Source organism: Streptomyces sp. SGAir0957 (assembly GCF_043523415.1).
Genome location: NZ_CP027293.1, coordinates 4420931 through 4446281, shown reverse-complemented (window position 1 = coordinate 4446281; position 25351 = coordinate 4420931). Strand labels below are relative to the sequence as shown.

18 protein-coding genes and 2 tRNA genes are annotated in these 25351 nt (G+C 72.6%); 7 read left to right on the top strand and 13 right to left on the bottom strand.

Annotated elements, in window-relative coordinates:
• The first annotated feature begins 2 nt into the window (after positions 1–2).
• Both C1N81_RS24715 and C1N81_RS24710 read left to right on the top strand, forming a co-directional pair.
• A complete protein-coding gene (locus C1N81_RS24715) occupies positions 3–2546 on the top strand; it encodes an MFS transporter (RefSeq protein WP_394432581.1) in 2544 nt (847 codons plus the stop codon).
• A 234-nt stretch (positions 2547–2780) separates the two neighbouring features.
• On the top strand, positions 2781–3599 hold the full coding sequence (locus C1N81_RS24710) for a YceI family protein (RefSeq protein ID WP_394432579.1): 819 nt from the start codon (positions 2781–2783) through the stop codon (positions 3597–3599).
• A 22-nt stretch (positions 3600–3621) separates the two neighbouring features.
• Here the strand turns inward: C1N81_RS24710 and C1N81_RS24705 are convergent, their stop codons facing one another.
• Positions 3622–4395, bottom strand: coding sequence for an ANTAR domain-containing protein (locus C1N81_RS24705; RefSeq protein WP_394432577.1), 774 nt, complete (start codon positions 4393–4395; stop codon positions 3622–3624).
• A 57-nt stretch (positions 4396–4452) separates the two neighbouring features.
• Positions 4453–5172, bottom strand: coding sequence for a GAF and ANTAR domain-containing protein (locus tag C1N81_RS24700; RefSeq protein ID WP_394432576.1), 720 nt, complete (start codon positions 5170–5172; stop codon positions 4453–4455).
• Between the two features lie 231 nt (positions 5173–5403).
• On the opposite strand from C1N81_RS24700, the gene C1N81_RS24695 reads away from it, so the two are divergent.
• Positions 5404–5766, top strand: a complete 363-nt coding sequence (locus C1N81_RS24695; protein ID WP_394432574.1) for an STAS domain-containing protein — start codon at positions 5404–5406, stop codon at positions 5764–5766.
• Between the two features lie 58 nt (positions 5767–5824).
• Entirely contained in the window at positions 5825–6292 is a 468-nt protein-coding gene (locus C1N81_RS24690; RefSeq protein WP_394432573.1) for a PPOX class F420-dependent oxidoreductase, read from the top strand.
• Positions 6293–6326: 34 nt separating this feature from the next.
• On the opposite strand, the gene C1N81_RS24685 is transcribed toward C1N81_RS24690, so the two are convergent.
• Together C1N81_RS24685 and C1N81_RS24680 are read right to left on the bottom strand one after the other, a co-directional pair.
• Complete coding sequence (locus C1N81_RS24685; protein ID WP_394432571.1) at positions 6327–7103, bottom strand: TetR/AcrR family transcriptional regulator; 777 nt, start codon at positions 7101–7103, stop codon at positions 6327–6329.
• A 141-nt stretch (positions 7104–7244) separates the two neighbouring features.
• Positions 7245–8756, bottom strand: coding sequence for an MFS transporter (locus C1N81_RS24680; RefSeq protein ID WP_394432569.1), 1512 nt, complete (start codon positions 8754–8756; stop codon positions 7245–7247).
• A 193-nt stretch (positions 8757–8949) separates the two neighbouring features.
• Here C1N81_RS24680 and C1N81_RS24675 point away from each other — a divergent pair, with 193 nt between their 5' ends.
• Entirely contained in the window at positions 8950–9819 is an 870-nt protein-coding gene (locus C1N81_RS24675) for an endonuclease/exonuclease/phosphatase family protein (protein ID WP_394432567.1), read from the top strand.
• Positions 9820–9999: 180 nt separating this feature from the next.
• Here C1N81_RS24675 and C1N81_RS24670 read toward each other — a convergent pair whose 3' ends face one another.
• From C1N81_RS24670 to C1N81_RS24635, 8 genes are all read right to left on the bottom strand, one after another.
• Entirely contained in the window at positions 10000–12132 is a 2133-nt protein-coding gene (locus C1N81_RS24670; RefSeq protein WP_394432565.1) for an ArnT family glycosyltransferase, read from the bottom strand.
• Positions 12129–13448, bottom strand: coding sequence for a glycosyltransferase (locus C1N81_RS24665; RefSeq protein WP_394432563.1), 1320 nt, complete (start codon positions 13446–13448; stop codon positions 12129–12131). The genes C1N81_RS24670 and C1N81_RS24665 overlap by 4 nt, the downstream gene beginning before the upstream one ends.
• Positions 13449–13474: 26 nt before the next feature.
• Positions 13475–14986 (bottom strand): sensor histidine kinase, encoded by a 1512-nt coding sequence (locus tag C1N81_RS24660; RefSeq protein WP_394432561.1) that lies wholly within the window; start codon positions 14984–14986, stop codon positions 13475–13477.
• A complete protein-coding gene (locus C1N81_RS24655) occupies positions 14983–15732 on the bottom strand; it encodes a response regulator transcription factor (protein WP_394432559.1) in 750 nt (249 codons plus the stop codon). Before C1N81_RS24655 ends, C1N81_RS24660 begins: the two co-directional genes overlap by 4 nt.
• A 77-nt stretch (positions 15733–15809) precedes the next feature.
• Positions 15810–16736 carry an amidohydrolase family protein gene (locus C1N81_RS24650; protein WP_394432557.1) on the bottom strand — a complete coding sequence of 309 codons (927 nt, stop codon included), beginning with the start codon at positions 16734–16736 and terminating at the stop codon, positions 15810–15812.
• A gap of 318 nt (positions 16737–17054) precedes the next feature.
• Complete coding sequence (locus C1N81_RS24645; RefSeq protein WP_394432555.1) at positions 17055–17960, bottom strand: DUF2797 domain-containing protein; 906 nt, start codon at positions 17958–17960, stop codon at positions 17055–17057.
• A gap of 92 nt (positions 17961–18052) precedes the next feature.
• Positions 18053–18125 (bottom strand) — tRNA-Arg (locus C1N81_RS24640).
• A gap of 225 nt (positions 18126–18350) precedes the next feature.
• Positions 18351–18441: transfer RNA gene (locus tag C1N81_RS24635), tRNA-Ser, on the bottom strand.
• A 160-nt stretch (positions 18442–18601) separates the two neighbouring features.
• On the opposite strand from C1N81_RS24635, the gene C1N81_RS24630 reads away from it, so the two are divergent.
• Both C1N81_RS24630 and C1N81_RS24625 read left to right on the top strand, forming a co-directional pair.
• Complete coding sequence (locus tag C1N81_RS24630) at positions 18602–19153, top strand: SSI family serine proteinase inhibitor (RefSeq protein WP_394432553.1); 552 nt, start codon at positions 18602–18604, stop codon at positions 19151–19153.
• Positions 19154–19356: 203 nt separating this feature from the next.
• Positions 19357–23544 (top strand): PAS domain-containing protein, encoded by a 4188-nt coding sequence (locus C1N81_RS24625; protein ID WP_394432551.1) that lies wholly within the window; start codon positions 19357–19359, stop codon positions 23542–23544.
• Positions 23545–23624: 80 nt separating this feature from the next.
• Here C1N81_RS24625 and C1N81_RS24620 read toward each other — a convergent pair whose 3' ends face one another.
• Positions 23625–25277, bottom strand: a complete 1653-nt coding sequence (locus tag C1N81_RS24620; protein WP_394432549.1) for a long-chain fatty acid--CoA ligase — start codon at positions 25275–25277, stop codon at positions 23625–23627.
• Between the last annotated feature and the right edge of the window lie 74 nt (positions 25278–25351).

The following is a 25351-nucleotide window of genomic DNA, read 5'->3' as shown; positions in this document are numbered from 1 at the left end:
CCATGGCAACATCCACACCGTCCGGTGTGCGGGGCAGCCATGCCGCCAAGCACGGAGGCGCGCCTTCCGACGGCGGCGCTCCGATGACGCACCGGCAGATCATGGAGGCGCTGTCCGGGCTGCTGCTCGGCATGTTCGTCGCGATCCTCTCGTCGACGATCGTCACCAACGCCCTCCCCGAGATCGTCGGCGACCTCGGCGGCGGCCAGTCCGCCTACACCTGGGTCGTCACCGCCTCGCTGCTCGCGATGACCGCGACCACGCCCCTGTGGGGCAAGCTCGCCGACATCTTCAGCAAGAAGGCGCTCGTCCAGATAGCCCTGATCGTCTACGTGGGCGGTTCGGTCGTGGCGGGGCTCTCGCAGTCCCCCACCATGCTGATCGCCTGCCGTGTGGTCCAGGGCATCGGCGTCGGCGGTCTCTCCGCCCTCGCGCAGATCGTGATGGCCGCGATGATCTCCCCGCGTGAGCGGGGCCGTTACTCCGGCTACCTCGGTGCGACGTTCGCCGTCGCCACCGTCGGCGGCCCGCTGCTCGGCGGTGTCATCACCGACACCTCGTGGCTGGGCTGGCGCTGGTGCTTCTACGTCGGCGTCCCGTTCGCGATCATCGCGCTCATCGTCCTGCAGAAGACGCTGAAGCTCCCGACGGTCAAGCGCGACAACGTGAAGGTCGACTGGGCCGGTGCCTTCTTCATCACCGCCGCGGTCTGCACCCTGCTCCTGTGGGTGACCTTCGCCGACGACAAGTACGACTGGATGTCGTGGCAGACCGGCGCGATGGTGGGCGGCGCGGTCGTGCTCGCCCTGATCTTCCTCCTCGTGGAGTCGAAGGCCGCCGAGCCGATCATCCCGCTGCGCCTGTTCCGCAACCGCACCATCACGCTCGCCTCGATCGCCTCGCTCTTCGTGGGTGTCGCGATGTTCGCGGGCACGGTGTTCTTCTCGCAGTACTTCCAGCTGGCGCGCGGCAAGTCGCCGACGATGTCCGGTGTCATGACGATCCCGATGATCGGCGGCCTGTTCATCTCGTCGACCGTCGCGGGCCAGGTCATCACCAAGACCGGCAAGTGGAAGGCGTGGCTGGTCTCCGGCGGCGTCCTCATCACGGCGGGCCTCGGCCTGCTCGGCACGATCCGCTACGACACCCCGTACTGGCGCGTCGCCGTCTTCATGGCCCTCATGGGTCTCGGCGTCGGCATGATGATGCAGAACCTCGTGCTCTGCACCCAGAACCAGGTCGCCCCGCAGGACATCGGCTCGGCCAGCTCCACGGTCACCTTCTTCCGCTCCCTCGGTGGTGCGATGGGTGTCTCCGCGCTCGGTTCGATCATGTCCACGCGCATCACGCACTACGTCAAGGACGGCCTCACCGCGCTCGGCCCCAAGGGCGAGGCCCTGGGCCACGGCGGCACCGGTGGCGGCGCCATCCCGGACCTGTCCACGCTCCCCGCGCCGCTGCGCACCATCATGGAGAGCTCGTACGGGCACGGCATCGCCGACGTCTTCCTGATCGCGGCGCCGATCGCGCTGCTCGCGCTCATCGCGACGCTGTTCATCAAGGAGGTCCCGCTGCGTACGTCGGGCGGCCTCGACCAGGCCAAGGAGGCCGAGGCGGCCGCGTCCGGCGCCCCCGCCGGGGTCACCGCCACCGCACCGGCCGCCGAGCCGGCGAAGGTGCCGAGCCTGGTCGGCGCGGGTGAGCCCGTCGCCGACACGCAGCCGCAGCCGCTGGCCGCGACCGCGTCCGTCTCCTCCGGTGAGGTCCCGGCGCAGGCCGTCGGCGGCGGTATCCCGGTCCGCGGTTTCGTCCGCGGCGCCGAGTCCGCCCCGGTCCCGCGGGCCGCGGTCACGCTGATCTCCCTCGGGGGTCGGCAGCTGGGCCGCGCGGTCGCCCAGGGCGACGGCCAGTACGGGATCGACGCCCCCGGCGCCGGCTCCTACGTGCTGATCGCCTCGGCCGACGGCTACCAGCCGCAGGCCTCCACCGTCGTCGTCGGCGAGGAGCCGGTCGCGTACGACATCCTGCTCAGCGGCACCAGCGGCCTGAGCGGTGTGGTCAAGGCCGCGCAGACCAAGGCCGCCGTCGTCGGCGCCATGGTCATCGTGACCGATGTCCGCGGTGACGTCCTCGCCACCGGACTCTCCGGCCCCGAGGGCGAGTTCACCTTCGCCGAGCTGGTGCCCGGCCCCGTGACCGTCGCGGTGAACGCCGCGGGACACCGGCCGATCGCGCTGCCCGTCGAGGTCGGCGGCACGGGTGTCACCCGCGTCGAGATCGAGCTGAACGCCGGCTCGCAGGTGCAGGGCACCGTGCGCGCCGCGGGCCGTTCGCTGAACGACGCCCGGGTCACGCTCATCGACGCGGCGGGCAACGTCGTGGCGACGTCCACCACCGGTGAGGACGGCGCGTACGCCTTCACCGACCTGGACGGCGGCGAGTACACGGTCATCGCGACCGGCTACCCGCCGGTGGCCACGCACCTCAGCGTGCAGGGCAGTGGCGTGGACGGCCACGACATCGAACTCTCGCACCCCGGCGAGTAGTTCGCGGCAAGACCAGTAAGTCCAGCGAGTCCCTTTTAAGGCCCCGGACCGGGCGGCCCGCGCTTCGAGCGGAGACGCGGGCCTCCCGGACCGGTTGTGGGAAATGGGCCCCGGACCCGGTGGCGTCGTTAACGGCAGGGGACGGCCGAGACGTCACGGGCCGGGGCCCATTCACGTCCGGGACCCCCTTGATTTCCTTACATGTGTGAGAACTTGAGCTAGGAGTGGTGACTGATGGGACTGAGTGCGCGGATCCGGACGCGGGACGGCTGGGCCCTGCCGCACGCCGTCGTCACGGTGACCGACATGACCGGCGCGCAGGTGCTGCGCGCCGAGGCCGACGACGAGGGAGCCGTGCACGACGCGGCGGTCCTCACCCCCGGCCCCTACACCGTGATCGTGACGGCGGTCGGCTACGCCCCCGCCGCCTCCACCGCCCTGGTGACGGCGACCGGCCGCGCCGAGGTGGGCACCGTCGTGCTCGCGCGCCAGGGCGGCGCCGAGCTGCCGCCGCCCGGACCGTGGACCGTCGACCCGGCCCACTCCGCCGTCGCGGCGACCGCGCAGCACCTGGGGATCACCAGCGTGCACGGCCGGTTCACCGACTTCACCGCCCGCGTCGACATCGCGCAGGACGTGGAGAAGTCCCGCGTCGAGGCCGTGATCAGGGCCGCGTCGATCGACACCGGCAACGGCATGCGCGACGGCCACCTGAAGTCCCCGGACTTCCTGGACGTCGAGACGTACCCCGAGATCACCTACCGGTCCACCGCGCTGACCCCGGCGGGCCCGGACCGCTGGACCGTCCACGGCGAGCTGAGCCTGCACGGCGTCGTCCGCCAGGTCGACCTGGACCTCAGCTACATGGGCACCGGCGCCGACCCGTGGGGCGGCACCCGCGCCGCGTTCAAGGCGACGGCCGAGCTGAAGCGGGAGGACTTCGCCATGAACTACAACCAGGTCGTCCAGGCCGGCATCGCGGCGATCGGCGCGACGCTCAGGGTCGAGCTGGACATCCAGGCGGTCCAGGGCGACGCCCTCCCGCAGGTCTAGTACCGCCCGCCGTACAGGGGGATCAGCCGGGGAGGCGTGCGGTGAAGTCGCCCCGGCGCGGAGGCGCGCCGCCCACCTGCGTCACGATCCGGACGCACAGCTCCCGCAGCTTGACGTTCTCGTCCTGCGAGCGGCGGCGCAGCAGGCCGAGCGCGGCCTCCGCGTCGCACCGGCGCCGCGCCATCACGATGCCGATGGCCTGGTCGATGACGCCGCGCGAGAGCATCGCGGTGCGCAGATCGTGGCCGACCTCGCGCTCGTGCTCGATCCGCAGCGCCACCGCGACCGCGCCGGACGCCTGCGCGGCGAGCTTGCGGGCGGTCTCGCGCCGGTCGCGGAACGCGTCGCGGGTGCGCGCGTAGAAGTTGAGGGCGCCGTAGACGCCGTGGTTCAGGGTGAGCGGCAGCGCCAGCATGGACCGGATGCCGCGCTGCCACGCCTCGGCGGGGAACGGGCCCCAGCGCTGCTCCACCGCCAGATCCGGGGTGTGCTGCTCCACGCATTCGCGGGCGGCCGTCACGCACGGCCCGGTGTCGGCCTCGTACTGGAGCTGGTCGAGGCCGCTCACCAGGCCCTCGCTCGCCGCGACGGTGCGCAGCCGGTGGGCGCGGTGCAGGGTGACGCTGCACGCGCCGGGCTGTACGAGATGTGCGGCCCGCACGGTGAGTTCCTGGAGAAAGCCGTCGAGACCGTCGCACTCGGCCAGGGCCCGGTAGAGGGCGCCGGTGTCCAGCGTCCGCGCGTCGGGACGACCGTCTTCCGAACCGGGGACCGGGAATTCGGCAGGATTGGTCATTTCCTACAAGTGTCCCGTAATCGGTCGCTCACGCGTCCCGCACGCGTGAGCCGTCGGTCACACGCCCCGGGACGGCGCCGCCGAGTCCACGTACCGCTGCGCCAACTCCCTCAGCTTTATGTTCTGCTGCTGCGACGCCCGTACGAGGTGGTCGAAGGCCTCGGCCGCGTCGACGCCCTCCCGGGCCATGAGCAGGCCGGTGGCCTGGCCGATCAGGTCCCGGGTCCGCATCGCCTCCGTGAGCTGCTCCTGCACGGTGGCCGAGTCGTGCGCGAGGGAGACGTGCGCGGCGAGCATCCGGCCGACGCGCAGGCTCCGCTCGTCGTGGCCGCCCGGCTTGTGCCCGTAGAGCACGAGCGCCGTCAGCTGTCGCCGCTCGGCGCGCAGCCGCAGCGCGAGCACACAGCCGACGCCGAGGACGGGCAGGGACTGTCCGGCCCCGTTGATCTCGGCGGTGTTCTCCAGGACCGCGACGGGCGCCTCCCACAGCCGCTCCCAGAACGCGCGGTGGCCCGGCATCCCGGTCAGCGCCTGGGCGCTGCGCGCCACGTCGTCGCTCCAGGCCACCGACTCGGGCACGAGGTCGCGCCCGACGGTGACGATGCCGGCGTGGTCCGCCCCCGGCACCAGGTGCACGGCGAGGCGTACGGCGGTGCGCAGGGTGGCACGCGGGTTGGACTGCTCGTGCAGCTGACGCGCTGCGACGGTGAACGCCTCCGCCAGCCGGAAATCGGCAGCAGAAGACGGCGGAATTTCGGGAAAACTGGGCGCAACCACCACGAACCTCTTCAGCGAGCATGACCGTATGGCCATGCGCGGGGAGAGCTCCGCAGCACATTCCCGACTGCGAGCGCAGGACGGACATGACTCTATCCGTTTCCTTAAGAAGAAGTGGATTTGGCAAGGACAGCGACGCGGGATCCCCGTGGGTGGTGCAATGGAACCCGGGTCAGGAAGCGGCTCGTCGTCCACCGACCGACCACGAGACCGGTCTGGCAGGTGTGCCCAGTGGCCACTCCCGTTCACCTCGCGCCCGTCGACATCGCCGAGCGCACCGTCGTCACGTTTCCCTCCGAGATCGACCTCGGCAATGCGCCGACCCTGCTCGGTGAGGCCTGCACCCTGGCCGACGAGCGTGCCGAGCGCAGCCGCGCCTTCATCCTCGATCTGACCCGCACCACGTTCCTCGACTCGCAGGGCGTACGGCTCCTGCTCGACCTGCGCCGCTACCTGCGGCTCTACGGCGCGGCCATGCGCGTGGCCGTGCCACCGGACGGGGCGGTGCGGCGCGTCCTGACCCTGTCCCAGGTCAGACGGGACGTGCCGATGCACGACAGCGTGGAGGAAGCGTTACGGGCCTGCGAGGAGTGACCCGCACGCGCTTCGACGGGGTGGCCGCACGGCCGGGGACGCGACATAGGCTGGGCGCATGGCTCCGAACATCGCGACCAACACCCGCGTCTCCCTCGACGAGTTGCTCGACTTCGTACGCCCCCGCCACCGCGCCCTGCTGATCACCGCCCGCGCCGACGGCACCCCCCAGGCGTCCCCGCTGACCTGCGGCGTCGACGACTCCGGGCGGATCGTCGTGTCCACCTACCCGGAGCGCGCCAAGACGCGCAACGCCAAACGGGACCCGCGCGTCAGCGTCCTCGTCCTCAGCGACGAGTGGAACGGCCCCTGGGTCCAGGTCGACGGGGCCGCCGAGGTCATCGACGCGCCCGACTCGGTCGAGCCGCTCGTGGAGTACTTCCGGAACATCTCGGGCGAGCACCCGGACTGGGACGAGTACCGCGCGGCGATGATCGAGCAGGGCAAGTCGATCATCCGCGTGACGCCGGAGCGGTGGGGGCCGATCGCGACGGGCGGCTTCCCGGCGCGGCTCGCCAAGGACTGACTCAGGTCCGCTCGGCCGGCTGGGCGGCCCTGACTCAGGTCCGCTCGGCCGGCTGGGCCGCGACCAACGCCTCGATGCCCGCGACCAGCAGGTCGAGCGCGACCTCGAAGTCGGCGTCGCGCATCTCGTCGACGGTGCGGCTGCCCGCCTGCGCCGCCATGTGCTCCGCGTGCCGGAAGTCCTCCGCCATCTCCTCCGGCACCCGGAACGCCGCCATCGCCTCGTGGAAGTAGTCGTCCTGGGACATGCCCGCCTCGGCGCACCGCTGCCGGAAGTGGCCCTCGATCGTGCCGTAGCCGTAGACGAACTGGAAGACGGACGCGATGGCGCCGCGCTGCGCGTCCATCGAGAGCCCGGTGGCGCCGATGACGCGCTGGACGGCGCGGGCGAAGCGCAGCGAGTTCGGGCCGATGTTCAGGTAGTTGCCGATCTGCGGGGAGACCCAGGGATGGCGCACCATCAGGGCCCGGTAACCGGCGGCCAGCTCCCGTACGTGCACCCGCCAGTCCCCGGCGTCCACGTCCTGCGGGCTCGGCACCTCCAGCTCGCCGAAGACCCGGTCGAGGGCGAGTTCGAGCAGGTCGTCCTTGGTGTCGACGTACCAGTACACGGACATGGCGGTGACCCCCAGCTCGCTCGCGAGGCGCCGCATGGAGAACTTGGCGAGGCCCTCCGCGTCGAGCAGCCGCACGCTGGCCTCGGTGATGCGGTCCCGGTCCAGGCCGCTCGGCTGCTCGCTGCGCCGGGTGCGCGGCGTCTTGGCCGCGGGATTCTCCATCCAGACGCTCATCCGCCGCGCTGCCTTCGCCATGGCGCACCCTTCCAGAAGTCGCTCGTGAGCGGGCGTCGGGAAGAAGTCCGTGGGGTCTTTCCGCACCTCTTCGTGCGCATGGAGCCCCCACGGAATCCGTCCGTCCGCCCGCCGTTGATGCTATGCGGAAGCCACCACCCGCTATACGGAAGCGGTGGTCACCGCTGAGTCTGCCCTCTCCGCGCGCCGCAGCAACGCGGCGGCGAGCAGTCCGCCGACGAGCACGGCGACGGCCCCGACCAGCTGACTGGTCTCCAGGCCCGAGGAGAACGCGGCGGAGATCCGGTCCCGCTCCGCGTCCGACGTCGCCGCCGCGAGCGCCGCGGGCAGTGAGGCGGCGGAGACCGATACGAGCGCGGCGAACCTGGCGTTGAGGACCGCGCCGAGGACGGCGACGCCGAGACCGTTGCCGAACTCCGCGAGCGTGCCGTTGACGCCCGCGCCGACGCCCGCCTTCTCCGGCGGGATCGCGCTCATGATGGCGTTGGCCATGGCCGGCATGGCCAGCGCGATCCCGGCGCCCATGACGACGAGGCCGGCCAGCATGCCGCCGTAACCGTCCCCGCCGAGCAGGGAGATCACCGCGAGCCCGGCCGCCAGGCACGTCATCCCGGAGGCGATGGTCAGCGGCGTACCCCACTTGGGCAGCAGCCGCGCCCCGATCCCGGTGAGGTTGAGCGCGACGACGGTGAGCGCGAGCGGCGCGGTCCGCAGCCCCGCCTCCAACGGCCCGTAGCCGAGCACGAACTGCAGATGCTGCGTGAGCAGGAACAGGGATCCGCCCATTCCGAACGCGACGAGGATCGCGCCGGCCACCGCGCCCGTGAACCGCTGGTTCCGGAAGAAGTGCATGTCCAGCATCGGGTACGGGACGCGCAGCTCCCAGACCACGAAGGCGGCCAGGACGACGACACCGATCGCGGCGGAGACGAGCGTGGTCCCGGACGTCCACCCCTCGTCGGGCCCGGAGATGATGGCGTACACGACACCGGTCATGCCGATCGTGGACAGGACGGCGCCGAGCAGGTCGGGCCGGTCCCCGCGCGGGTTCTTCGACTCCGGTACGAGAACGAGCGTGGCGACGAGCCCGATCACCGCGACCGGGATGTTGATCAGGAAGATCGCGCCCCACCAGAAGTGGTCGAGCATGAACCCGCCGAGCAGCGGCCCGACGGCGAACCCGAGCGAGTTGACCGTCGCCCACAGTCCGATGGCCTTCACGCGCTCGGCGTCGTCGAAGACCTGCACGATGACGGCGAGCGTCGTGGTCATGAGCAGCGCGCCGCCGACGCCCATACCGGCGCGGGCGGCGATCAACTGCCCGGTGGACCCGGCGAGCCCGGCGACCAGTGAGCCCGCCCCGAACAGGACGAGGCCCGCCGCGAGCATCTTCTTGCGCCCGTACCGGTCCGCGGTGCTGCCCGCGGTGAGCAGCAGGCCCGACTGCACGAGCGAGTACGCGCTGATGACCCACTGGATGTCGGAGGTCGACGCGTGCAGCTCCCGGGTGAGGGAGGGGATGGCGACGTTCAGGACGGTGTTGTCGAGCAGCACGGTCAGCTGGGCGAGACAGATGACGCCGAGGATGATCCAGCGTTGCGGGTGGCGCTCGGGAGCGGTGGCTGAGTCGTTCGCGGTGCTGGTGGCGGTCATGGTTTCCCCCTGTTGTGCGGTCTGAGGTGCGGTCTGCTGAGCGGGCTGACGTGCGGCCTGACGACGTGCGGGCTGCGGCGGCGGTACGGGCTGCTGTGCGGTTGCGGGCCTACGCGCGTGAGCGCCTCGGGCTATACAGCGTAAGACTCCACCTATACGCCGTACAGCTCAATTTCCGGCGTACGTTTCCGCCATGCCGACGCGTACTGGAGCTCTGCCTCGACTGGCCCTGTCCGCAGCCCTGCTGGGCATCGCCGCCACCGCCGCGCCGCCCGCCGCGGCCGCGGCCCGCCACCCCCGCCCCGTCCCCCTCCGCATCGCCACGTACAACATCCACGCCGGCTCCGGGATGGACGAGGTCTTCGGCCTGGACCGGCAGGCGGCGGCGCTACGGGCGCTCCGCGCCGACGTGATCGGCCTCCAGGAGGTCGACGTCCACTGGGGCGCGCGCAGCCAGCACCTCGACGTGGCGCGCGAGTTGGCGGAGCGGCTCGGGATGCGGGTGTCGTTCGCGCCGATATACAGCCTCGACCCGGCGGCCGCCGGAGAACCCCGGCGCGAGTTCGGGGTGGCGGTGCTGTCCCGCTATCCGATCCGGGCCGCCGCGAACCACGAGATCACCCGCCTGTCCACGCAGGACCCCAACCCCGTACCGGCCCCGGCGCCTGGCTTCGGCGAGGTCACCCTGAAGGTCCGCGGCATCCCGCTCCAGGTCTTCGTGACCCACCTGGACTACCGCGCGGACCCCGCCGTACGAGTGGCCCAGGTCGCCGACACCCGCCGCATCATGACGGCCGAACGCCAGTCCGTCCCCGGGGCACGCCAAGTCCTTCTCGGCGACTTCAACGCGGTGCCCTCCGCCCCGGAACTCGCCCCCTTGTGGACCGAACTGACGGACGCGGGCCCGCCCGGAGCCGGCACCTACCCGGCGAACGCGCCGACGCGGCGGATCGATTACGTGGCGGTGGGCAAGGGCGTGCGGCTCAGAGGCGTCTCGATCCCCGAGGAGCCGACGGCCTCGGACCACCGCCCGCTGCTGGCGGAGGTGACGGTGTCTCGGTAGGGGGCGGGGGCGCGACAGCCCCGCCAGGGGCGCGGGGGCAGGGGCGACAGCCCCGCCAGGGGCGCGGGGAACTGCGCGACCAGCCACGACGAAGGGCGCGCCGACAGACAACCTCGACACCCCCGCCCCTCCCCGTGACGCGAAGCGCCAATTCCGGGAAGGGGCGGGTTGGGGAGACTCTCACCCAGTACCCCGAGTCAGGTCATAGAACGTCGCACTCCCCACCGTCACCTTGACGAAGTTGTCCTCCACCCAGGAAGCGATCTCCGACGAGGCCCCGGAGTCGCCCCCGGATCCACCCGCACCCACACCCCCAGCCCCAGTCGCACCCCCAACGAAGTAGTGAATCTCCCCCGCCGCGACATACCGCTTGAACTGGGCAAGCGTAGGAGCCGGATCCGTCCCGTTGAACCCCCCGACAGCCATCACGGGTTCACCGGTGGCCAACTGATAACTGGCCTGGTTCTGCGACCCGACGGCGGCGGCCACCCAGGTGTAGTCCCCGGCATCCTTACGCAGCAGCGCCGCCGCGGCCCCGCTCACATCGGCCCCGTCGAGAAGCCCGCCCATGCCCCCACCACCCCGCTGCCGCGACATCTCGGCCCCCTGTTGCTGGCCCGGCTGCAACGCCCCAGGCATCCCCCCACCGGGAATCTGCCCCCGCCCTTGCGCCGATGCGGCCTGCCCGGGCCCTTGCCGCTGCCCCCCGGGCGGCTGCATACCGCCCCCACGCCCACCCCCGGGCCCACCCATCGCACTGGCCCCGCTGGGCCCGGCCGTGACGATCGACCCGGTGTGCCCGGTGTTCAACGTACTGACGCTGTAAGCGACCGGCCCCGCCAACGAGACGGCGACTCCCAGCCCCGCGGCCCCGAGCGCAAGCCGCCGCCCGCCCCGCCCCGCCAGGGCGATCCCGATCCCGGAGGCCAGGCCCCCGACGAGCACGGCCCACCGCAACCAGGGCAGATAATCCGGCACCCGCGCGAGCAGCACGTACGCCCAGACCGCGCTGACGGCGACGGCCCCGCCGAGCGTCACGGAGGCGGCCACCCGCGACCGCTCCTCCCACAGCACGGTGGCGCCCATGCCGACCAGCGCGGCGACGTACGGGGCGAGAGCCACCGTGTAGTACTGGTGGAAGATCCCGGCCATGAAGCTGAAGACCAGCCCGGTCATGAGCAGCGACCCGCCCCACGCGAGGAACGCCGCCCGCGCCGTGTCCACCCGCTTCGCCCTCCATGTGAGAACGACCCCGGCGACGAGCAGGATCAGCGCGGCCGGGATCAGCCAGGAGATCTGGCTGCCGATCTCGGAGTTGAACATCCGCCCGAGCCCGGTCTCGCCCCACTGCCCGGTGCCGCCACCCATCCCGCCGCCGCCACCGCCACCGCCACCACCGCCGCCACCACCGCCGACGGATCCGGTCTCGTCGCCGTTGATCCGCCCGAGGCCGTTGTAGCCGAAGGTCAGTTCAAGGAACGAGTTGTTCTGGGAGCCGCCGATGTACGGACGTGAGGACGCGGGCCACAGCTCCACGACCGCCACCCACCAGCCGCCCGCGACGATCATCGCGAGCCCGGCGAGGGCGAGCTGGCCGAGCCGCCTGCGCGGCCGGGCCGGCGCGAAGACCCCGTAGAGAAGGGCGAGCGGCGGCAGGATGAGGAAGGCCTGCAACGTCTTGGTCAGAAAGGCGAGGCCGACGGCGACCCCCGCGAGGACCAGCCATGTCGTACGGGCGTGCTCCATGGCGCGCAGTACGCAGTACACCGTGACGGTCATGAGCAGGGCGAGCAGCGCGTCCGGGTTGTTGAACCGGAACATCAGCGCGGCGACCGGCGTCGTGGCGAACACGGCGACCGTGATGAGGCCCGCGGCGGCGCTGAAGCGGCGGCGGACGGCCCCGTAGAGGACACCCGCCGTGGCCAGGGCCATCAGGACCTCGGGGACGAGGATCGCCCAGGAGCTGAGGCCGAAGAGGCGGACGGAGAGGGCCATGGGCCACAGGGCGGCCGGGGGTTTGTCGACGGTGATGGCGTTGGCCGCGTCGGACGAGCCGAAGAACATCGCCTTCCAGCTCTCGCTGCCCGCCTGGACGGCGGCGGAGTAGAAGGAGTTGGCGTAGCCGGAGGCCGAAAGGTTCCAGAGGTAGGCGAGGCCGACGACGAGGAGGAGGGCGAGGAAGGCGGGCCGCACCCAGCGCGCGTCCTCGTCCCGGCCGCGCCACACGCGGCGCGGGAAGGCCGCCTTGGGGCGACTGTGCCCCGGACGCGCGGCCGCGGACACCACGTCGTGGGGACGGATGTCCGTGGTCATCGAAGCTCCCCGTAGGTCTGGTCGGAATGGTCGGTGAAGACCCACGCCCGGAAGAGCAGGAAGCGCAGCACGGTCGCCGCGAGGTTGGCGGCGATGAGCACGGCGAGTTCGGTGGTGTGGGCGGGTTCGCCGGACGCCGCGGTGAGCGCGGCGAGGGACCCGCTGGTCAGGGCGAGGCCGACGCCGAAGACGACGAGGCCCTGGGCTTGGTGGCGCACGGCCCGGTCGCGCCCGCGCACGCCGAACGTGAGGCGCCGGTTGGCGGCGGTGTTGGCGACCGCGGAGACGAGCAGCGCGAGCGCGTTGGCGATCTGGGCGCCCGAGAACGTCCGGAAGCCGGAGTAGAGCAGCAGGTACAGCAGGGTGGACAGGCCGCCGACGACGCAGAAGCCGACGAGCTGGCGGGCGAGCCCCTTGGGGACGCCGGGCAGTTGCCGGTCGCGCGGGTCGTCGCCGAAGGGGCGCGCGAGCCGGTCCAGGGGGAGCGAACCGGTGGCGAGCGCCTTGCCGACCCTCCACACACCCTTGAGGTCATCGGTCGCCGTCTTGACGATGTGGACGGTCGAGTTCGGGTCGTCGACCCAGTCGACGGGCACTTCGTGGATACGGAGCCCCGCGCGCTCGGCGAGCACCAGCATCTCCGTGTCGAAGAACCAGCCGGTGTCCTCGACCAGCGGAAGCAGCACCTGCGCCACGTCGCGCCGGATCGCCTTGAAACCGCACTGGGCGTCGGAGAAGCGGGCTTGCAACGAGCCGCGCAGGATGAGGTTGTAGGCGCGGGAGATGAACTCGCGCTTCGGCCCGCGCACCACCCGCGAGCTGCGGGCGAGCCGCGATCCGATCGCGAGGTCCGAGTGCCCGGAGATGAGCGGGGCGACGAGCGGGAGCAGCGCGTTCAGGTCGGTGGAGAGGTCGACGTCCATGTAGGCGAGGACGGGCGCGTCGGACGCCGACCACACGGTGCGCAGCGCCCGCCCGCGCCCCTTCTGTTCGAGCCGGGCGTACCGGACCTCGGGCAGGTCCGCGGTCAGCCAGCCGGCCTCTTGCGGGGTGCTGTCGGTGGAGGCGTTGTCCGCGATCGTGATGCGGAAGCGGTAGGGGAAGGTGCGCAGCAGGTGGTCGTGGAGTCTGCGGACACAGGCGCCGAGGTCCTTCTCCTCGTTGTAGACGGGGATGACGACGTCCAGGACGGGGGTGCCGGGGGTGCCGGGGGTGCCACCGCTGCCCACGGGGAGATGCTCCCGCGCGGGCAGCGCACGGAACGTCGCGGCGCCTCCCGGAGTGGGGCCGAGGCCTTCGGAAGAGTCGGTTCGCATGACACCGACGTTCGCCAACTGCCCTGTCAGCGCTGTGTGGTGAGGCTTTGGCCCGCCTGTGAGTACGTAAGGCCCCGCGCGGGCGCCTCTTCGTGGACGGGGAGGTGCACGGTGAACGTCGTCCGGCCAGGCACGCTGTCCACGGTCACGGCGCCCCCGTGCGCCGCCGTGACCGCCTGCACGATGGCGAGGCCGAGCCCCGTGGAGCCCGCCTTGCGCGACCGCGACGAGTCACCGCGCGCGAACCGTTCGAAGACGCGCGGCAGCAGCTCGGCGGGGATGCCGGGCCCGTCGTCCCGGACGTCGAGGCGGACCCAGGACCCGTGCCGGTGCACGCGCGCGGTGACGGTGGTGCCGGGCGGCGTGTGCGTTCGGGCGTTGGCCAGCAGGTTCACGAGCACCTGGTGCAGCCGGGCCGCGTCGGCGAGCACGGTGGCCGGTTCGTCGGGCAGTTCGAGCCGCCATACGTGGCTCTGGCCCGCGGCACGCGCGTCGCTGAGCGCGTCGACGACGAGCGGCGACACGTCCGTCGGCTCGTACGACAGGGGCCGGCCCGCGTCGAGCCGGGCGAGCAGCAGCAGATCCTCGACCAGGCCGGTCATCCGGTGCGCCTCGGACTCGATGCGGCCGAGCGCGTGCCGGGTGTCGGGCCCGGTCTGCTCCCGCCCGCGCCGGGTCAGCTCGGCGTACCCCCGGATGGAGGCGAGCGGCGTCCGCAGCTCATGGCTGGCGTCCGCGACGAACTGTCGTACGCGCGTCTCGCTCTGCTGCCGCGCCTGGAGCGCGCCGTGCACATGGTCGAGCATCCGGTTCAGCGCGGCACCGACCTGGCCGACCTCGGTGTGCGGGTCGGCCTCGGCGTCCGGAACGCGCTCGTACAGGGTGACCTCGCCGCTGTGCAGGGGCAGTTCGGAGACGCGGGTGGCCGTCGCCGCGACCCGGCGCAGCGGCCGCAGGGCGACACCGACCATGACGGCCCCGGTCACCCCGGCAGCGAGCAGACCGGCGCCGGTGACGCTGACCTCGATGAGGATGAGGGTGTTGAGGGTGGACTCGACATCGTCGGCGGGGAGCCCGACGAGCAGCCGGCCGTCACCGGACGACTGGACGCGGTAGTCCCCGAGCCCGGGCAGGCTCACGCTGTGGGGCTTGCCGTCGCGGGGGACGGTGGCGAGGGCGTTCGACTGGGCGTCGGTGAGATCGGCGGTGCGGGTGGAGGACTCACGGTCTGACGTGGACCGTTTCGCCGTGATCGAGCCGTCGTCGCCGACCAGCGCGCCCACCGTCTTCTCACCGCCGGGTCCCGGCAGTCCCAGGAACGACAGATCGTTCGCGCGCGCTCCCCCGCCGGGCTTGTGGTCGTCGGGGCCCGCGCCCATGTGCGCGACCTGGTCGACCTTGCCGTCCAGCTGCTTGTAGAGATACGTGTGCAGGGCCAGCGTCGTCACCGTGCCGATGACCACGCCGACCAGCGCGATCAACCCGACCGCGGTGACGACGAGCCGCGTCCGCAGCGTCCGCGTACGGCCCCGCCTCACGACACGGTCGTAGCGGCGGGCTTGATCAGATAACCGGCCCCGCGCCGTGTGTGGATCATCGGCTCGCGCCCCGCGTCGATCTTCCGCCGCAGGTAGGAGATGTACAGCTCGACGACGTTGGCCTGGCCGCCGAAGTCGTAGCTCCACACCCGGTCGAGGATCTGCGCCTTGCTGAGCACACGCCGCGGATTGCGCATCAGGAAGCGCAGCAGCTCGAACTCGGTGGCGGTGAGGTGGATGTTGGTGCCGCCCCGCGACACCTCGTGGCTGTCCTCGTCGAGCATCAGGTCGCCGACGACGAGCACGGACTCGCTCCGTCGGTCCGCCGCGCCGGTCCGCCGGATCAGCCCGCGCAGCCGCGCGACGACCTCCTCCAGGCTGAACGGCTTGGTGACGTAGTCGTCGCCGCCGGCCGTGAGCCCGGCGATCCGGTCCTCGACGGCGTCCTTCGCGGTCAGGAAGAGCACCGGCACGTCGGGCAGCTCGCGGCGCATCCGCCCGAGCACGCTCAGCCCGTCCATGTCCGGCAGCATCATGTCGAGCACGACGGCGTCGGGCCGGAACTCCCGTGCGCTCTGCACGGCTCCGGCCCCGTCACCGGCGGCCCGTATCTGCCAGCCTTCGTACCGCAGGGCCATGGAGAGCAGCTCGGTGATCGACTGCTCGTCGTCCACGACAAGCACCCGGACGGGGCTCCCGTCCGGCCTCAGCAGTTCGGTGCGCCCCTGGGGCGAGGTCGTCGTCATACCGCAACAGTGCGACGCGCCTCTGAGAACACCCTTTTCCGTACCTGTGAAATTCCTGAGAAACGCACAGGCGCCTCTCAGGAACCTCCCTGCGGGAGTTGCCGTGGGGACTGTTCGAGGAACAACTCGGCACCGTTCCCGTGGCACACGGCCCGCACCCATTCGCTGCCGAGGCCGAGCCGCTCGATGGCCTCCAGTTGATGCACGTACGGGTAGGGCAGGTTGGGGAAGTCGCTGCCGAGCAGGATTCGCCCGCCGAGGTCGGCGAGCCGCGCCAGCTCCCCCTTCGGGAACGGCGCCCGCGCCTCGCTGAAGTCGGTGAACGCCATGGTCGTGTCGAGCCGCACCTCCGGATACCGCTCGGCGAGATCCAGGAACTCGCTGTACTCCGGCATCCCCATGTGGGCGACGACGAGCGGCAGCCGGGGATGCCGCGCGAGCACCGCGGCCATGGGTCCGGGCCCGGTGAACGCCCCCGGCGCGGGCCCCGACCCGCAGTGCGTGACGACGGGCACCCCGGCCTCGGCGAGCAGCCCCCACACGGGATCGAGCAACGGGTCGTTGGGGTCGTACGCCCCGACCTGCACATGCGCCTTGAAGACACGGGCCCCTTCCTCCAGGGCCCGCCGCACGTACAGCTCCACACCCGGCTCGGGGTAGAACGTCGCGGTGTGCAGACAGTCGGGCGTCCGCGCGGCGAAGTCGGCGGCCCACCCGTTCAGCCACTCGGCCATGCCCGCCTTGTGCGGATAGAGCATCGAGGTGAAGGCGACGACCCCGAACCCGCGCAGCAACGCCAGCCGCTCCCGCTCCTCCTCCCGGTACGTGATCGGCCAGGTGGTCCCGGTGAGCGGCCCGGCCGCGTCGAAGTAGGCCCACACCTTGTCGAGCACCCGCTGAGGCATGAAGTGGGTGTGCACATCGACGAGCCCGGGCAGCCCGTGCCGCCGCAGAAAACCGCCGACGAGCGCGGCCTCCCCCTCCTCGCCCCGCACCTCAGACACGCACGAACCCCTTCTCCTCGAATATGACCGCCCACCGAGGAGCGGGGGCCCGTCCGGCCCACCTCCGCGACCTCCGCGACCTCCGCGACCTCCGCGACCTCCGCGACATGATCACTTACAGGGCTGCGGTCACCCGCCACACCCCACGCTGTCCACCACGCGCCCGCTTACGCCCGGCCCGGACCCAGCCGGAACCAACCCGCGCGACACCGGTCGGCACCTCGGGCACCTCGGGTGCTGCACCCACCGGCACCCCGTGCACCTTGGGCACCCCGCGCATCCCGCGCATCCCGCGCACCTTGGGCACCCCGCGCACCCTCAGAACAACCCACCCTGCACCCCACGCACCACCGGCACCTCCCGCACCGCAACCCCCGCCACCTCCACCCCCGTCGGCGCCCCCTCCAATGGCCACCCGGCCAGCACCCGCGTATCCAGGACGAGCCGCCGCCCGCCCGCCTCGACAAGATGCAGATCGGGCCCGGCGGCCGCGACCACGGTGCCGGCCACGACGGCCCCCTCGGCGAGCCCGGCGACGACGGCGTCCACCCGGTCGACAGCGGCCAGCGCGAACGACTCGGCGTGCTCGACGATCCGGCACGGCATCGGCTCGAGCGCTTCGGGCCAGCCGCCCCCGCCGGGCCCCTCGCCGAGCCGCACGGCCACGGAATGGGCCCGCGCGAGTTCCTCGTTCCAGCCGCGCGCCTCCAGCAGCCCCGCCCGCACACCGCGCTTGCGCTCGTACGGGATCCGGTCGGGCACCCCGAGCGCCACCCGCAGCAACTCCTCGGCGCGCCGAGCGGCCATCAGCGGCCCCCGCCCCAGCCAGGTGAAGGCCACCGCCCCCTGCTCCAGCAACCGGGCGCTCCCCCTCCCCACACCCGTGATCCCCACCTTCACGAGCCCGTCCCCGAACCAGGCCAGATAGACGTGGTACGGCCGAGGATCATCGGCGACGGTGTCGGCGGCGACGGAGTGCGCCCGGTCGATCCCGGCACACGCCCCGCACTGCGCCCGCGTCCCCCGCACCGGCACGTCCTCCCACCCCGGGCACACGGTCCGCCGCCCACCACGCCAGACCCCGAGACACCGCCGCGCCCCACCGACCCGGAAAGCCACCGGCTCCCCGAACCGCACCTCGCTCTCCCGCTCCCCCTTTTCCCCCGTCCAGCCGAACCCGGGCCGCCCCCCGCCCCACCGCATCCCGGTGCACCACCACGTCATGCCCCCAGCATGCCGCCCCCCACTGACAACGGGCCTGCCGCCCGCGCACACGAAGAAGCCCCCGGAGGATCTCCGGGGGCTTCTTCTCTGTGTGCACTCGGCAGGATTCGAACCTGCAACCTTCTGATCCGTAGTCAGATGCTCTATCCGTTAAGCTACGAGTGCTTGTTTTTCAGTTTTTGTCTCCGGCCCCTTGCCTTTCGGCTCGTTCCCGGCGACAGGAAGAACATTACATGACTGCCGCCGCCATGTGAAATCCGTTCGGCGCACCCGTTGTGACCTGCGAAAACGTGCCCGCAGGGGCGGCGGGGCCCGGTGCGGGGCCGCGTCGCGGGCGGCCAGGAAACGACGAAGCCCCGGTCCGTGGGGACCGGGGCTTCGATCTTGGGGCGGAGGCGGAGGGATTTGAACCCTCGATGGGATTTAAGTCCCAAACCGCATTAGCAGTGCGGCGCCATAGACCGGACTAGGCGACGCCTCCAGCACAACCGCTCCGCGCTGGCGCGAATCGGTGCGTGCAGATGATGACACAGCTGAGCGCCGCGTCACCAATCGCCCCCTACGGTACTAGGCGGGCGGGCCGCAGAGCAAAGCCCTTGCGCGGGGCGCAACGTCACGGCGGGGCGCGCGTTAGGCACGGCATGTTGATGCGACGTTTCTCCTCCCGTCTCGCGCCCCGCCTCCTGCTGACCGCCGTCGCCTCGGCCGCGGCCCTCGCCGCCGTGCCGGCCGCCGCGCACGCCGACACCGGCCCGACCCGCGTGCCGCCGTCCCCGTTCGGCTCGCTCACCGGACCCGAGATCACTGACCCGTTCGGCGGGTTCGGTGGACCCGGCGGACTCGGCGGACTCGGCGGGGGCCGCGGCGGCGACCGCCTCACCGTCTCCGTCACCGACTCGGGCACCAGCGCCGACGGCACCAGCGAACTGCGGTGCGGCCCCGACGGCGGCACGCACACCGACCCGGCCGCCGCCTGCGACCGGCTCGAGGAGCTCGACCGCAGCGGGCAGGACCCGTTCGCGCCGGTGCCGAAGGGGACCGCCTGCACGATGCAGTACGGCGGCGACGCCACCGCGCACGTCACCGGGGTCTGGCACGGCCGGCCGGTCGACGCCACGTACAAGCTGACCAACGGCTGCGAGATCTCCCGGTGGCACCGGATGATCCCGGTGCTGCCCGCGACGGCCTCGTGACCCTGGGTCAGGTGCTCACATGGTCCCGACCCGGCGCGCACGGGGTCCGCACAACCTCCACCCCTTCACGTGGGCTCCCTCTCATCCGGCGCCGCGATGACAACCGGTGCCCGTAGACTCCCTTCCGTGACACGCTGCGGGCCGCGAGGCAAGATGGCCCGCACGGTCGGCAAGTCGCGGTGAATCAGGGAGGAAGCGTCGTCGTGAGCAGCAGGCCATCCCGAGGCGCTGCTCGCCTCGCAGCCATACTCGATGCACTCCCGGACGCGTTGGTGCTGGTCAACACCAACGGGACGGTGGTCAACGCCAACGCGATCGCCCTGGAGGCCTTCGAGGCCCCGGGCACGGCCCTCGTCGGCCGTGGACTGCTCGACCTGCTGCCGGAGTTCGACTCCCGGCTGATCCCCGGTTCGATGCGCGGACCCGACACCGTCACCGACGAGCGCGGGCGCACGAAGCCGACGCGGATGATCGCGCGCCGGACCGACGGCAGCGAGTTCCCCGTCGAGGTGACCAGCGCGAACGTGGCCGACGGCGCCCGGGACGCCGTGGACCCGTACAGCACCGGCGGCTCCTACAGCGGGTCCGAGCTGCTGATGCTGGTCGTCCGCGATCTTTCGGGGACGCTCGACACCGAGGCCGAACTGGCCCGTTCGCAGCGGCAGACCGAGATGATCCTGCGGGCCGCGGCCGAGGGGGTCGTCGGCACCGACACGGACGGCCGGATCGTCCTCGTGAACCCGGCCGCCGCGCAGATCCTCGGCTTCCGCGCCAGCGATCTCGGCGGCCAGGAGCTGCACCCGCTCGTACTGCACTCGCGCCCCGACGGCGAGCCGTTCCCGTACGCCGAGTCGCCGCTCGCCGACACCCTGCGCTCCGGACGCAAGCACCGTGTCCGCGGCCAGGTGCTGTGGAACAAGAAGGGCGAAAAGGTACCCGTCGACATGACGACGGCGCCCGTGCGCGACGGCGACCAACTGGTCGGCGCCGTCATGACCTTCACCGACCGCCGCCCCTACGAGAAGCTCGTCACCGAGCACACCGAGGAGCTGGCCCGGCGCGACGAGGCCGCCGAGCAGGAGCGCGAGGAGCGCGCCGCCGAGCTGGTCCGGGTCCGCGAGGAGCTGGGCGCCGAACTCGCTGCCACGCGCGAGGAGCTGAGCGCCGAGCTGGCCGCCGCGCGCGAGGAGCACGCCGAGGAGCTGTCCGCCGAGCGGGAGCGCGGCGCCGCGTTCGCCGAGCGGGAGAAGGACCGGTTCGAGGAGCTGGCCGCCCGCCACTCCCAGCTGCTCGCCGTCCTCGGCCAGTCGCTGCGCGGGCCGCTCGACGAACTGCGGCACGAGCTGAGCCAGCTCGCCGCGGACGACGCCGGGCAGCTGTGGCCCGAGGCCAACCAGGTCCTGCACCACCTGGCCGCCGGCTACTCCCGCATCACGACGCTCGTCGACAACGTGCTGGCCTACCAGCTCCTCGACGCAGGCGGCGAACAGCTCCTGCGGACACCGGTGATGCTGGACGCGGTCGTCGCCGCGGGTGTCGACGGGGCCGTGGAGCTGATCGGGCCCGGACGCGTCCAGTTCGCCGTGCACGCGCCGCCGATCGAGGCCGAGGTCGACGCGGGCCGGCTCGCCACCGCGCTCGCCCACCTGATCGCCGACGTCGCCGGGATCGACGCCACCGGGAACGCGCGGGTGCCCGCGGGCGCCGGATACGTCGACTCGACCGTCGTCGTGGCCGCGGCGCAGCGCGGCGAGACCGTCCGCATCGAGGTGCGCGGCCCGTACGCGGGCGGCGACCCGGTGCACGAGCCGATCGTGCGGGGCATCGTCCGGGCGCACGGCGGTGTGCTGCAGACGCACGAGATGCCCGGGATGGGCGGCAGCGCGTACGTGCTCGAAGTGCCCATCGGCAGCGGTGCCGGGGTCGTCCCGGTCCCGGCCGAGCCGTACGCCGAACCGGTTGTCGAGCCAGCGGCCGGGCAGTCGGCCGGGCCGGTCGCCGAGCCGGTCGCGGGCCTTCCCGAGCAGGCCACCGCGGCCACGGGCGGCGGGCGGCGCCGGGCCAGGCGCGCTGCCGCGCCCTCGGTCGACTCGTTCCTGGACAGCGGTGAGGCGCAGGCGGAGAGCGGGCCCTCCGGCGGTACGGGCCGCCGGCGCGGGCGGCGCGCCGCCGAGCCGGTCGGCGCGGCGGGCGGGCCCGAGCAGCCCGTGGAGCCCCCGGCCGCGGCGGGTCCCGAGGGCCCCGGCGGCGGCACCGGGCGGCGGCGGGCGCGTACCGCCGATGCCGGTACGGCGGCCGAGGGCGCCGTGCTGACGGCGGCCGAACACGCGGCGGGCTCCCCGGCGTTGGGTCAGACGGTGCCGCCGCAGGGCGTGCCCGCGCCCACCGGCCGCCGCGCCCGGCGAGCGGGCGACCCGGAGCAGGCGGCGCTGCCCGCGCTGCCGTCGGGCTCCTCGCAGGAGCCGGGGCCGGGAGCGCCGCACGGCGAACTCGAACTGGCGGGCCCGGGCGCAGGTGCCGGGCAGCCCTCCGGGCGGCGGGCGCGGCGTGCCCTCAGCCCCGCGCAGGTCACGGCCACGGACGACGCACCGCGTGAGGTGTTCGCCCTGCCGCCCGCGCAGGCCGACCGTGCCCCGGAGGTGGCGGCCCCCGGGCCTGTGCCGTTCGATGTGACGGCGACCGCGGCCGGGCTCGCGGCCGGGTCCGGACCCGTATCCACCCCCGTCGATGCCGATGTCGCTACTGATGCCGATGCCGATGTCGCTACCGGCGTGGACGCCGATGTCGACGTGCAGCACAAGGCCACCGGATCGGCCGGCGCGACTGATGACGTACAGCCGGGTGCCGTCGGCGGTGGACGGCGGCGCGGTACGCCGCGGCCCGGTACGCCGCTGCCCGGTGCGGCGCGGAAGGGCGGCGCCCAGCCCGCCCCGGGCCCCGTGCCCGACGAGTCCCAGCAGCACGCCGCCGCCGCGGGGCACCCGGCGGAGGACCACACGCCGCCCCAGCCGCACCCGGCGCAGAGCAACACGCCCGCCCAGGGCACGCCCGCCCCGGCCCCCCTGCCGCCGGAGGGCGCGGCGCGGGCGCGGGCGTCGCAGCCGTTGCCCGCCGAGGCTCCGCAGCAGCCGGCCGGTGACACGAACTCGACGCAGGGCCGCGCCTTCAGCGTGCGCACCCTCGGGCAGGGGGTGCCGTTCGGGCGGCAGGCCGTCGACCAGCAGCGACGTCCGCAGGGCGCCGCTCCGGCGCAGCCGCCCGCCCGTCCCGGTGCCACCCCGCCGCAGGGTGTGCCGCAGGAAGGCCAGTCGCAGGGCGGCCAGGGGCGGCGGCGCAGGCTGTCGACCCGCCCGGAGCAGAACGACGCCGCCGAGCCGCAGACGCCGACGCCGGGTCAGGGCCCGGCGCAGACCCCGCCGCGGGGCACCACGCAGCCGACGTCACAGCCGCGCGGGGCGACGCCGCCTCCGGCGCGGGGCGCCGGTGCCCGGCCGCACCCGCAGCCGCAGCCGTCCCTGCTGGCGCCGAACGCGTCCGAGGGGCACGGCCGCTCCTACACGATCGGCGCCCCCGACCAGGACGCCGACGAGGGGCCCGAGCCGCTGGACGGTCCGGGTGGCGCCGTCGAGGTCGCCGTCAGGCCGCAGCCGCAGCCCATGGACGACGAACTGCCGCCGGAGCCGCTCGACAACCCGCGCCGGCTCCTCGTGTGGCCCGCGCCGGACGTGACGACGCAGCAGGCGCTCAGCGACCGCGGCTACCGTCCGGTGACCGTGCACTCGCGCGAGGAGGTCGACGCGCAGATCGCCGCGTTCCCCGCCGCGCTCTTCGTCGACCCGCTGACCGGGCCGATCACGCGCACCGCCCTCCAGTCGCTGCGCCAGGCCGCCGTCGCCGCCGAGGTGCCGGTCCTGGTCACCGCGGGCCTCGGACAGGCGACGCGCGAGGCCGCGTACGGAGCCGATCCCGCCGTGCTGCTGAAGGCGCTGGCGCCGCGCGACAGTGAGCAGCACCCGCCGCGGGTCCTGCTCATCGAGGAGCACGAGGAGATCGCCCTCGCGCTGACCGCCACGCTCGAGCGGCGCGGGATGCAGGTGGCGCGGGCGTCGAGCGATGCGGACGCGGTGACGCTGGCGGGCCAGATGCGGCCGAACCTGGTGGTCATGGATCTGCTCCAGGTACGTCGTCGGCGTGCGGGCATCATCGACTGGCTGCGCGCGAACGGGCAGCTCAACCGCACGCCCCTCGTCGTCTACACGGCCGCCGTCGACCACGCCGACCTGCCGCGGCTCGCTGCGGGGGAGACGGTGCTGTTCCTGGCGGAGCGGTCGACGAGCACCGAGGTGCAGAGCCGAATCGTGGATCTGCTGGCGCGGATCGGCACCAACTGACGCGTGAGGGCCGCCCGTTGGGGGCGGCCCTCGTTTCACGTGAAACACCGCGTTCCACGTGAAACAGCGCTCGTGAAGGGTCAGAGCTGCGTGACGGACAGCTCCCCGTCCGCGTATTGCTTGCGCAGCACCTTCTTGTCGAACTTGCCGACGCTGGTCTTCGGAACCGTCGGGATGATGGTCCAGCGCTCGGGCAGCTGCCACTTGGCGACCTTCCCGGCGAGGAACGCGCGCAGCGTCTCGAAGTCGGCGCTCGACCCTTCCTTCAGCACGACGGTGGCGAGCGGCCGCTCTCCCCACTTGTCGTCGGGAACGGCGACGACGGCCGCCTCGGCGACGTCCGGGTGCGACATCAGCGCGTTCTCCAGGTCCACACTGGAGATCCACTCACCGCCGGACTTGATGACGTCCTTGGCGCGGTCGGTGAGGGTGAGGTAGCCGTCGGGGCTTATGGTGCCGACGTCACCGGTCTTCAGCCAGCCGTCCTCGCTGAACTTGTCGGCGGGGCGCTGCGGTTCCCCGTCCACGCCGCCGTAGTAGGCGCCCGCGATCCAGTTGCCGCGGACCTCCAGCTCACCCGCGGACTCGCCGTCCCAGGGCAGGATCTCGCCGCCCGGACCGCTGAGCCGCGCCTCGACGCCCGCCGGGAAGCGGCCCTGGGTGAGCCGGTAGGCGAACTCCTCCTCGCTGTCCGGCGCGACACCGGCCGGGGGCCGCGACACCGTGCCGAGCGGCGACGTCTCCGTCATGCCCCAGGCGTGACAGACGCGCATGCCGAGGTCGTCGAACGCCTTCATCAGGGACGGCGGACAGGCGGAGCCGCCGATGGTGACCTGGGTGAGCGTGGAGACGTCGCGCGGCTTCGCGGTCAGCTCGGCGAGCAGGCCCTGCCAGATGGTGGGGACGGCGGCGGCGTGCGTGGGGCGCTCGGCCTCGATCATCTCGGCCAGCGGGCCCGGCTGCAGGAAGCGGTCCGGCATCAGCATGTTCACGCCGGTCATGAAGGTGGCGTGCGGCAGGCCCCAAGCGTTCACATGGAACTGCGGGACGACGACGAGCGAGGTGTCGGAGTCGGTCAGGCCCATCGACTGCGTCATGTTCACCTGCATGGAGTGCAGGTAGATCGAGCGGTGCGAGTAGACGACACCCTTCGGGTCCCCGGTGGTGCCGGAGGTGTAGCACATGGCGGCGGCCCGGCGTTCGTCCAGCTCGGGCCAGTCGTACGTGGCCGGCTTCGCCGCGATCAGGTCCTCGTACTCGTGGACCTGCGCCTGGGCGCCGTCGAGGACCGAGCGGTCGCCGGGGCCGGAGACGACGACGTGCTCGACCGTCGACAGGCCGGGCAGCAGCGGCGCGAGCAGCGGCAGCAGCGAACCGTTGACGATGATCACGCGGTCTGCGGCGTGGTTCACGATCCACGACAGCTGCTGCGCGGGCAGCCGGAGGTTCAGGGTGTGCAGGACCGCGCCCATCGCGGGGACGGCGAAGTAGGCCTCGACATGCTCGGCGTTGTTCCACATGAGGGTGGCGACCCGGTCGTCGTCACGCACCCCGAGGTCGTCCCTGAGCGCGTGCGCGAGCTGGGCCACACGGTCTCCCACCTCGGCGAACGTACGGCGGTGCGGCTCGCCCTCGCCCGTCCATGTGGTGATCCGCGAGGTGCCGTGCACACGCACCCCGTGCGTGAGGAGGCGAGTGACGGTCAGCGGTACGTCCTGCATCGTGCTCAGCACGGCGTCCTCCCGGTGGGCGCTACGGAGCAGTAGGGTTCCGCCGATTCTCACTGCATACCAGGCGGTATGTCACT

What these genes read in the sequence shown, in the direction of transcription:
- C1N81_RS24715 (WP_394432581.1), top strand. Translation starts at nt 3, where the DNA reads ATGGCAACATCCACACCGTCCGGTGTGCGGGGCAGCCATGCCGCCAAG.
- C1N81_RS24710 (WP_394432579.1), top strand. Translation starts at nt 2,781, where the DNA reads ATGGGACTGAGTGCGCGGATCCGGACGCGGGACGGCTGGGCCCTGCCG.
- C1N81_RS24705 (WP_394432577.1), bottom strand. Translation starts at nt 4,395, where the DNA reads ATGACCAATCCTGCCGAATTCCCGGTCCCCGGTTCGGAAGACGGTCGT.
- C1N81_RS24690 (WP_394432573.1), top strand. Translation starts at nt 5,825, where the DNA reads ATGGCTCCGAACATCGCGACCAACACCCGCGTCTCCCTCGACGAGTTG.
- C1N81_RS24685 (WP_394432571.1), bottom strand. Translation starts at nt 7,103, where the DNA reads ATGGCGAAGGCAGCGCGGCGGATGAGCGTCTGGATGGAGAATCCCGCG.
- C1N81_RS24680 (WP_394432569.1), bottom strand. Translation starts at nt 8,756, where the DNA reads ATGACCGCCACCAGCACCGCGAACGACTCAGCCACCGCTCCCGAGCGC.
- C1N81_RS24675 (WP_394432567.1), top strand. Translation starts at nt 8,950, where the DNA reads ATGCCGACGCGTACTGGAGCTCTGCCTCGACTGGCCCTGTCCGCAGCC.
- C1N81_RS24670 (WP_394432565.1), bottom strand. Translation starts at nt 12,132, where the DNA reads ATGACCACGGACATCCGTCCCCACGACGTGGTGTCCGCGGCCGCGCGT.
- C1N81_RS24665 (WP_394432563.1), bottom strand. Translation starts at nt 13,448, where the DNA reads ATGCGAACCGACTCTTCCGAAGGCCTCGGCCCCACTCCGGGAGGCGCC.
- C1N81_RS24655 (WP_394432559.1), bottom strand. Translation starts at nt 15,732, where the DNA reads ATGACGACGACCTCGCCCCAGGGGCGCACCGAACTGCTGAGGCCGGAC.
- C1N81_RS24645 (WP_394432555.1), bottom strand. Translation starts at nt 17,960, where the DNA reads ATGACGTGGTGGTGCACCGGGATGCGGTGGGGCGGGGGGCGGCCCGGG.
- C1N81_RS24630 (WP_394432553.1), top strand. Translation starts at nt 18,602, where the DNA reads ATGTTGATGCGACGTTTCTCCTCCCGTCTCGCGCCCCGCCTCCTGCTG.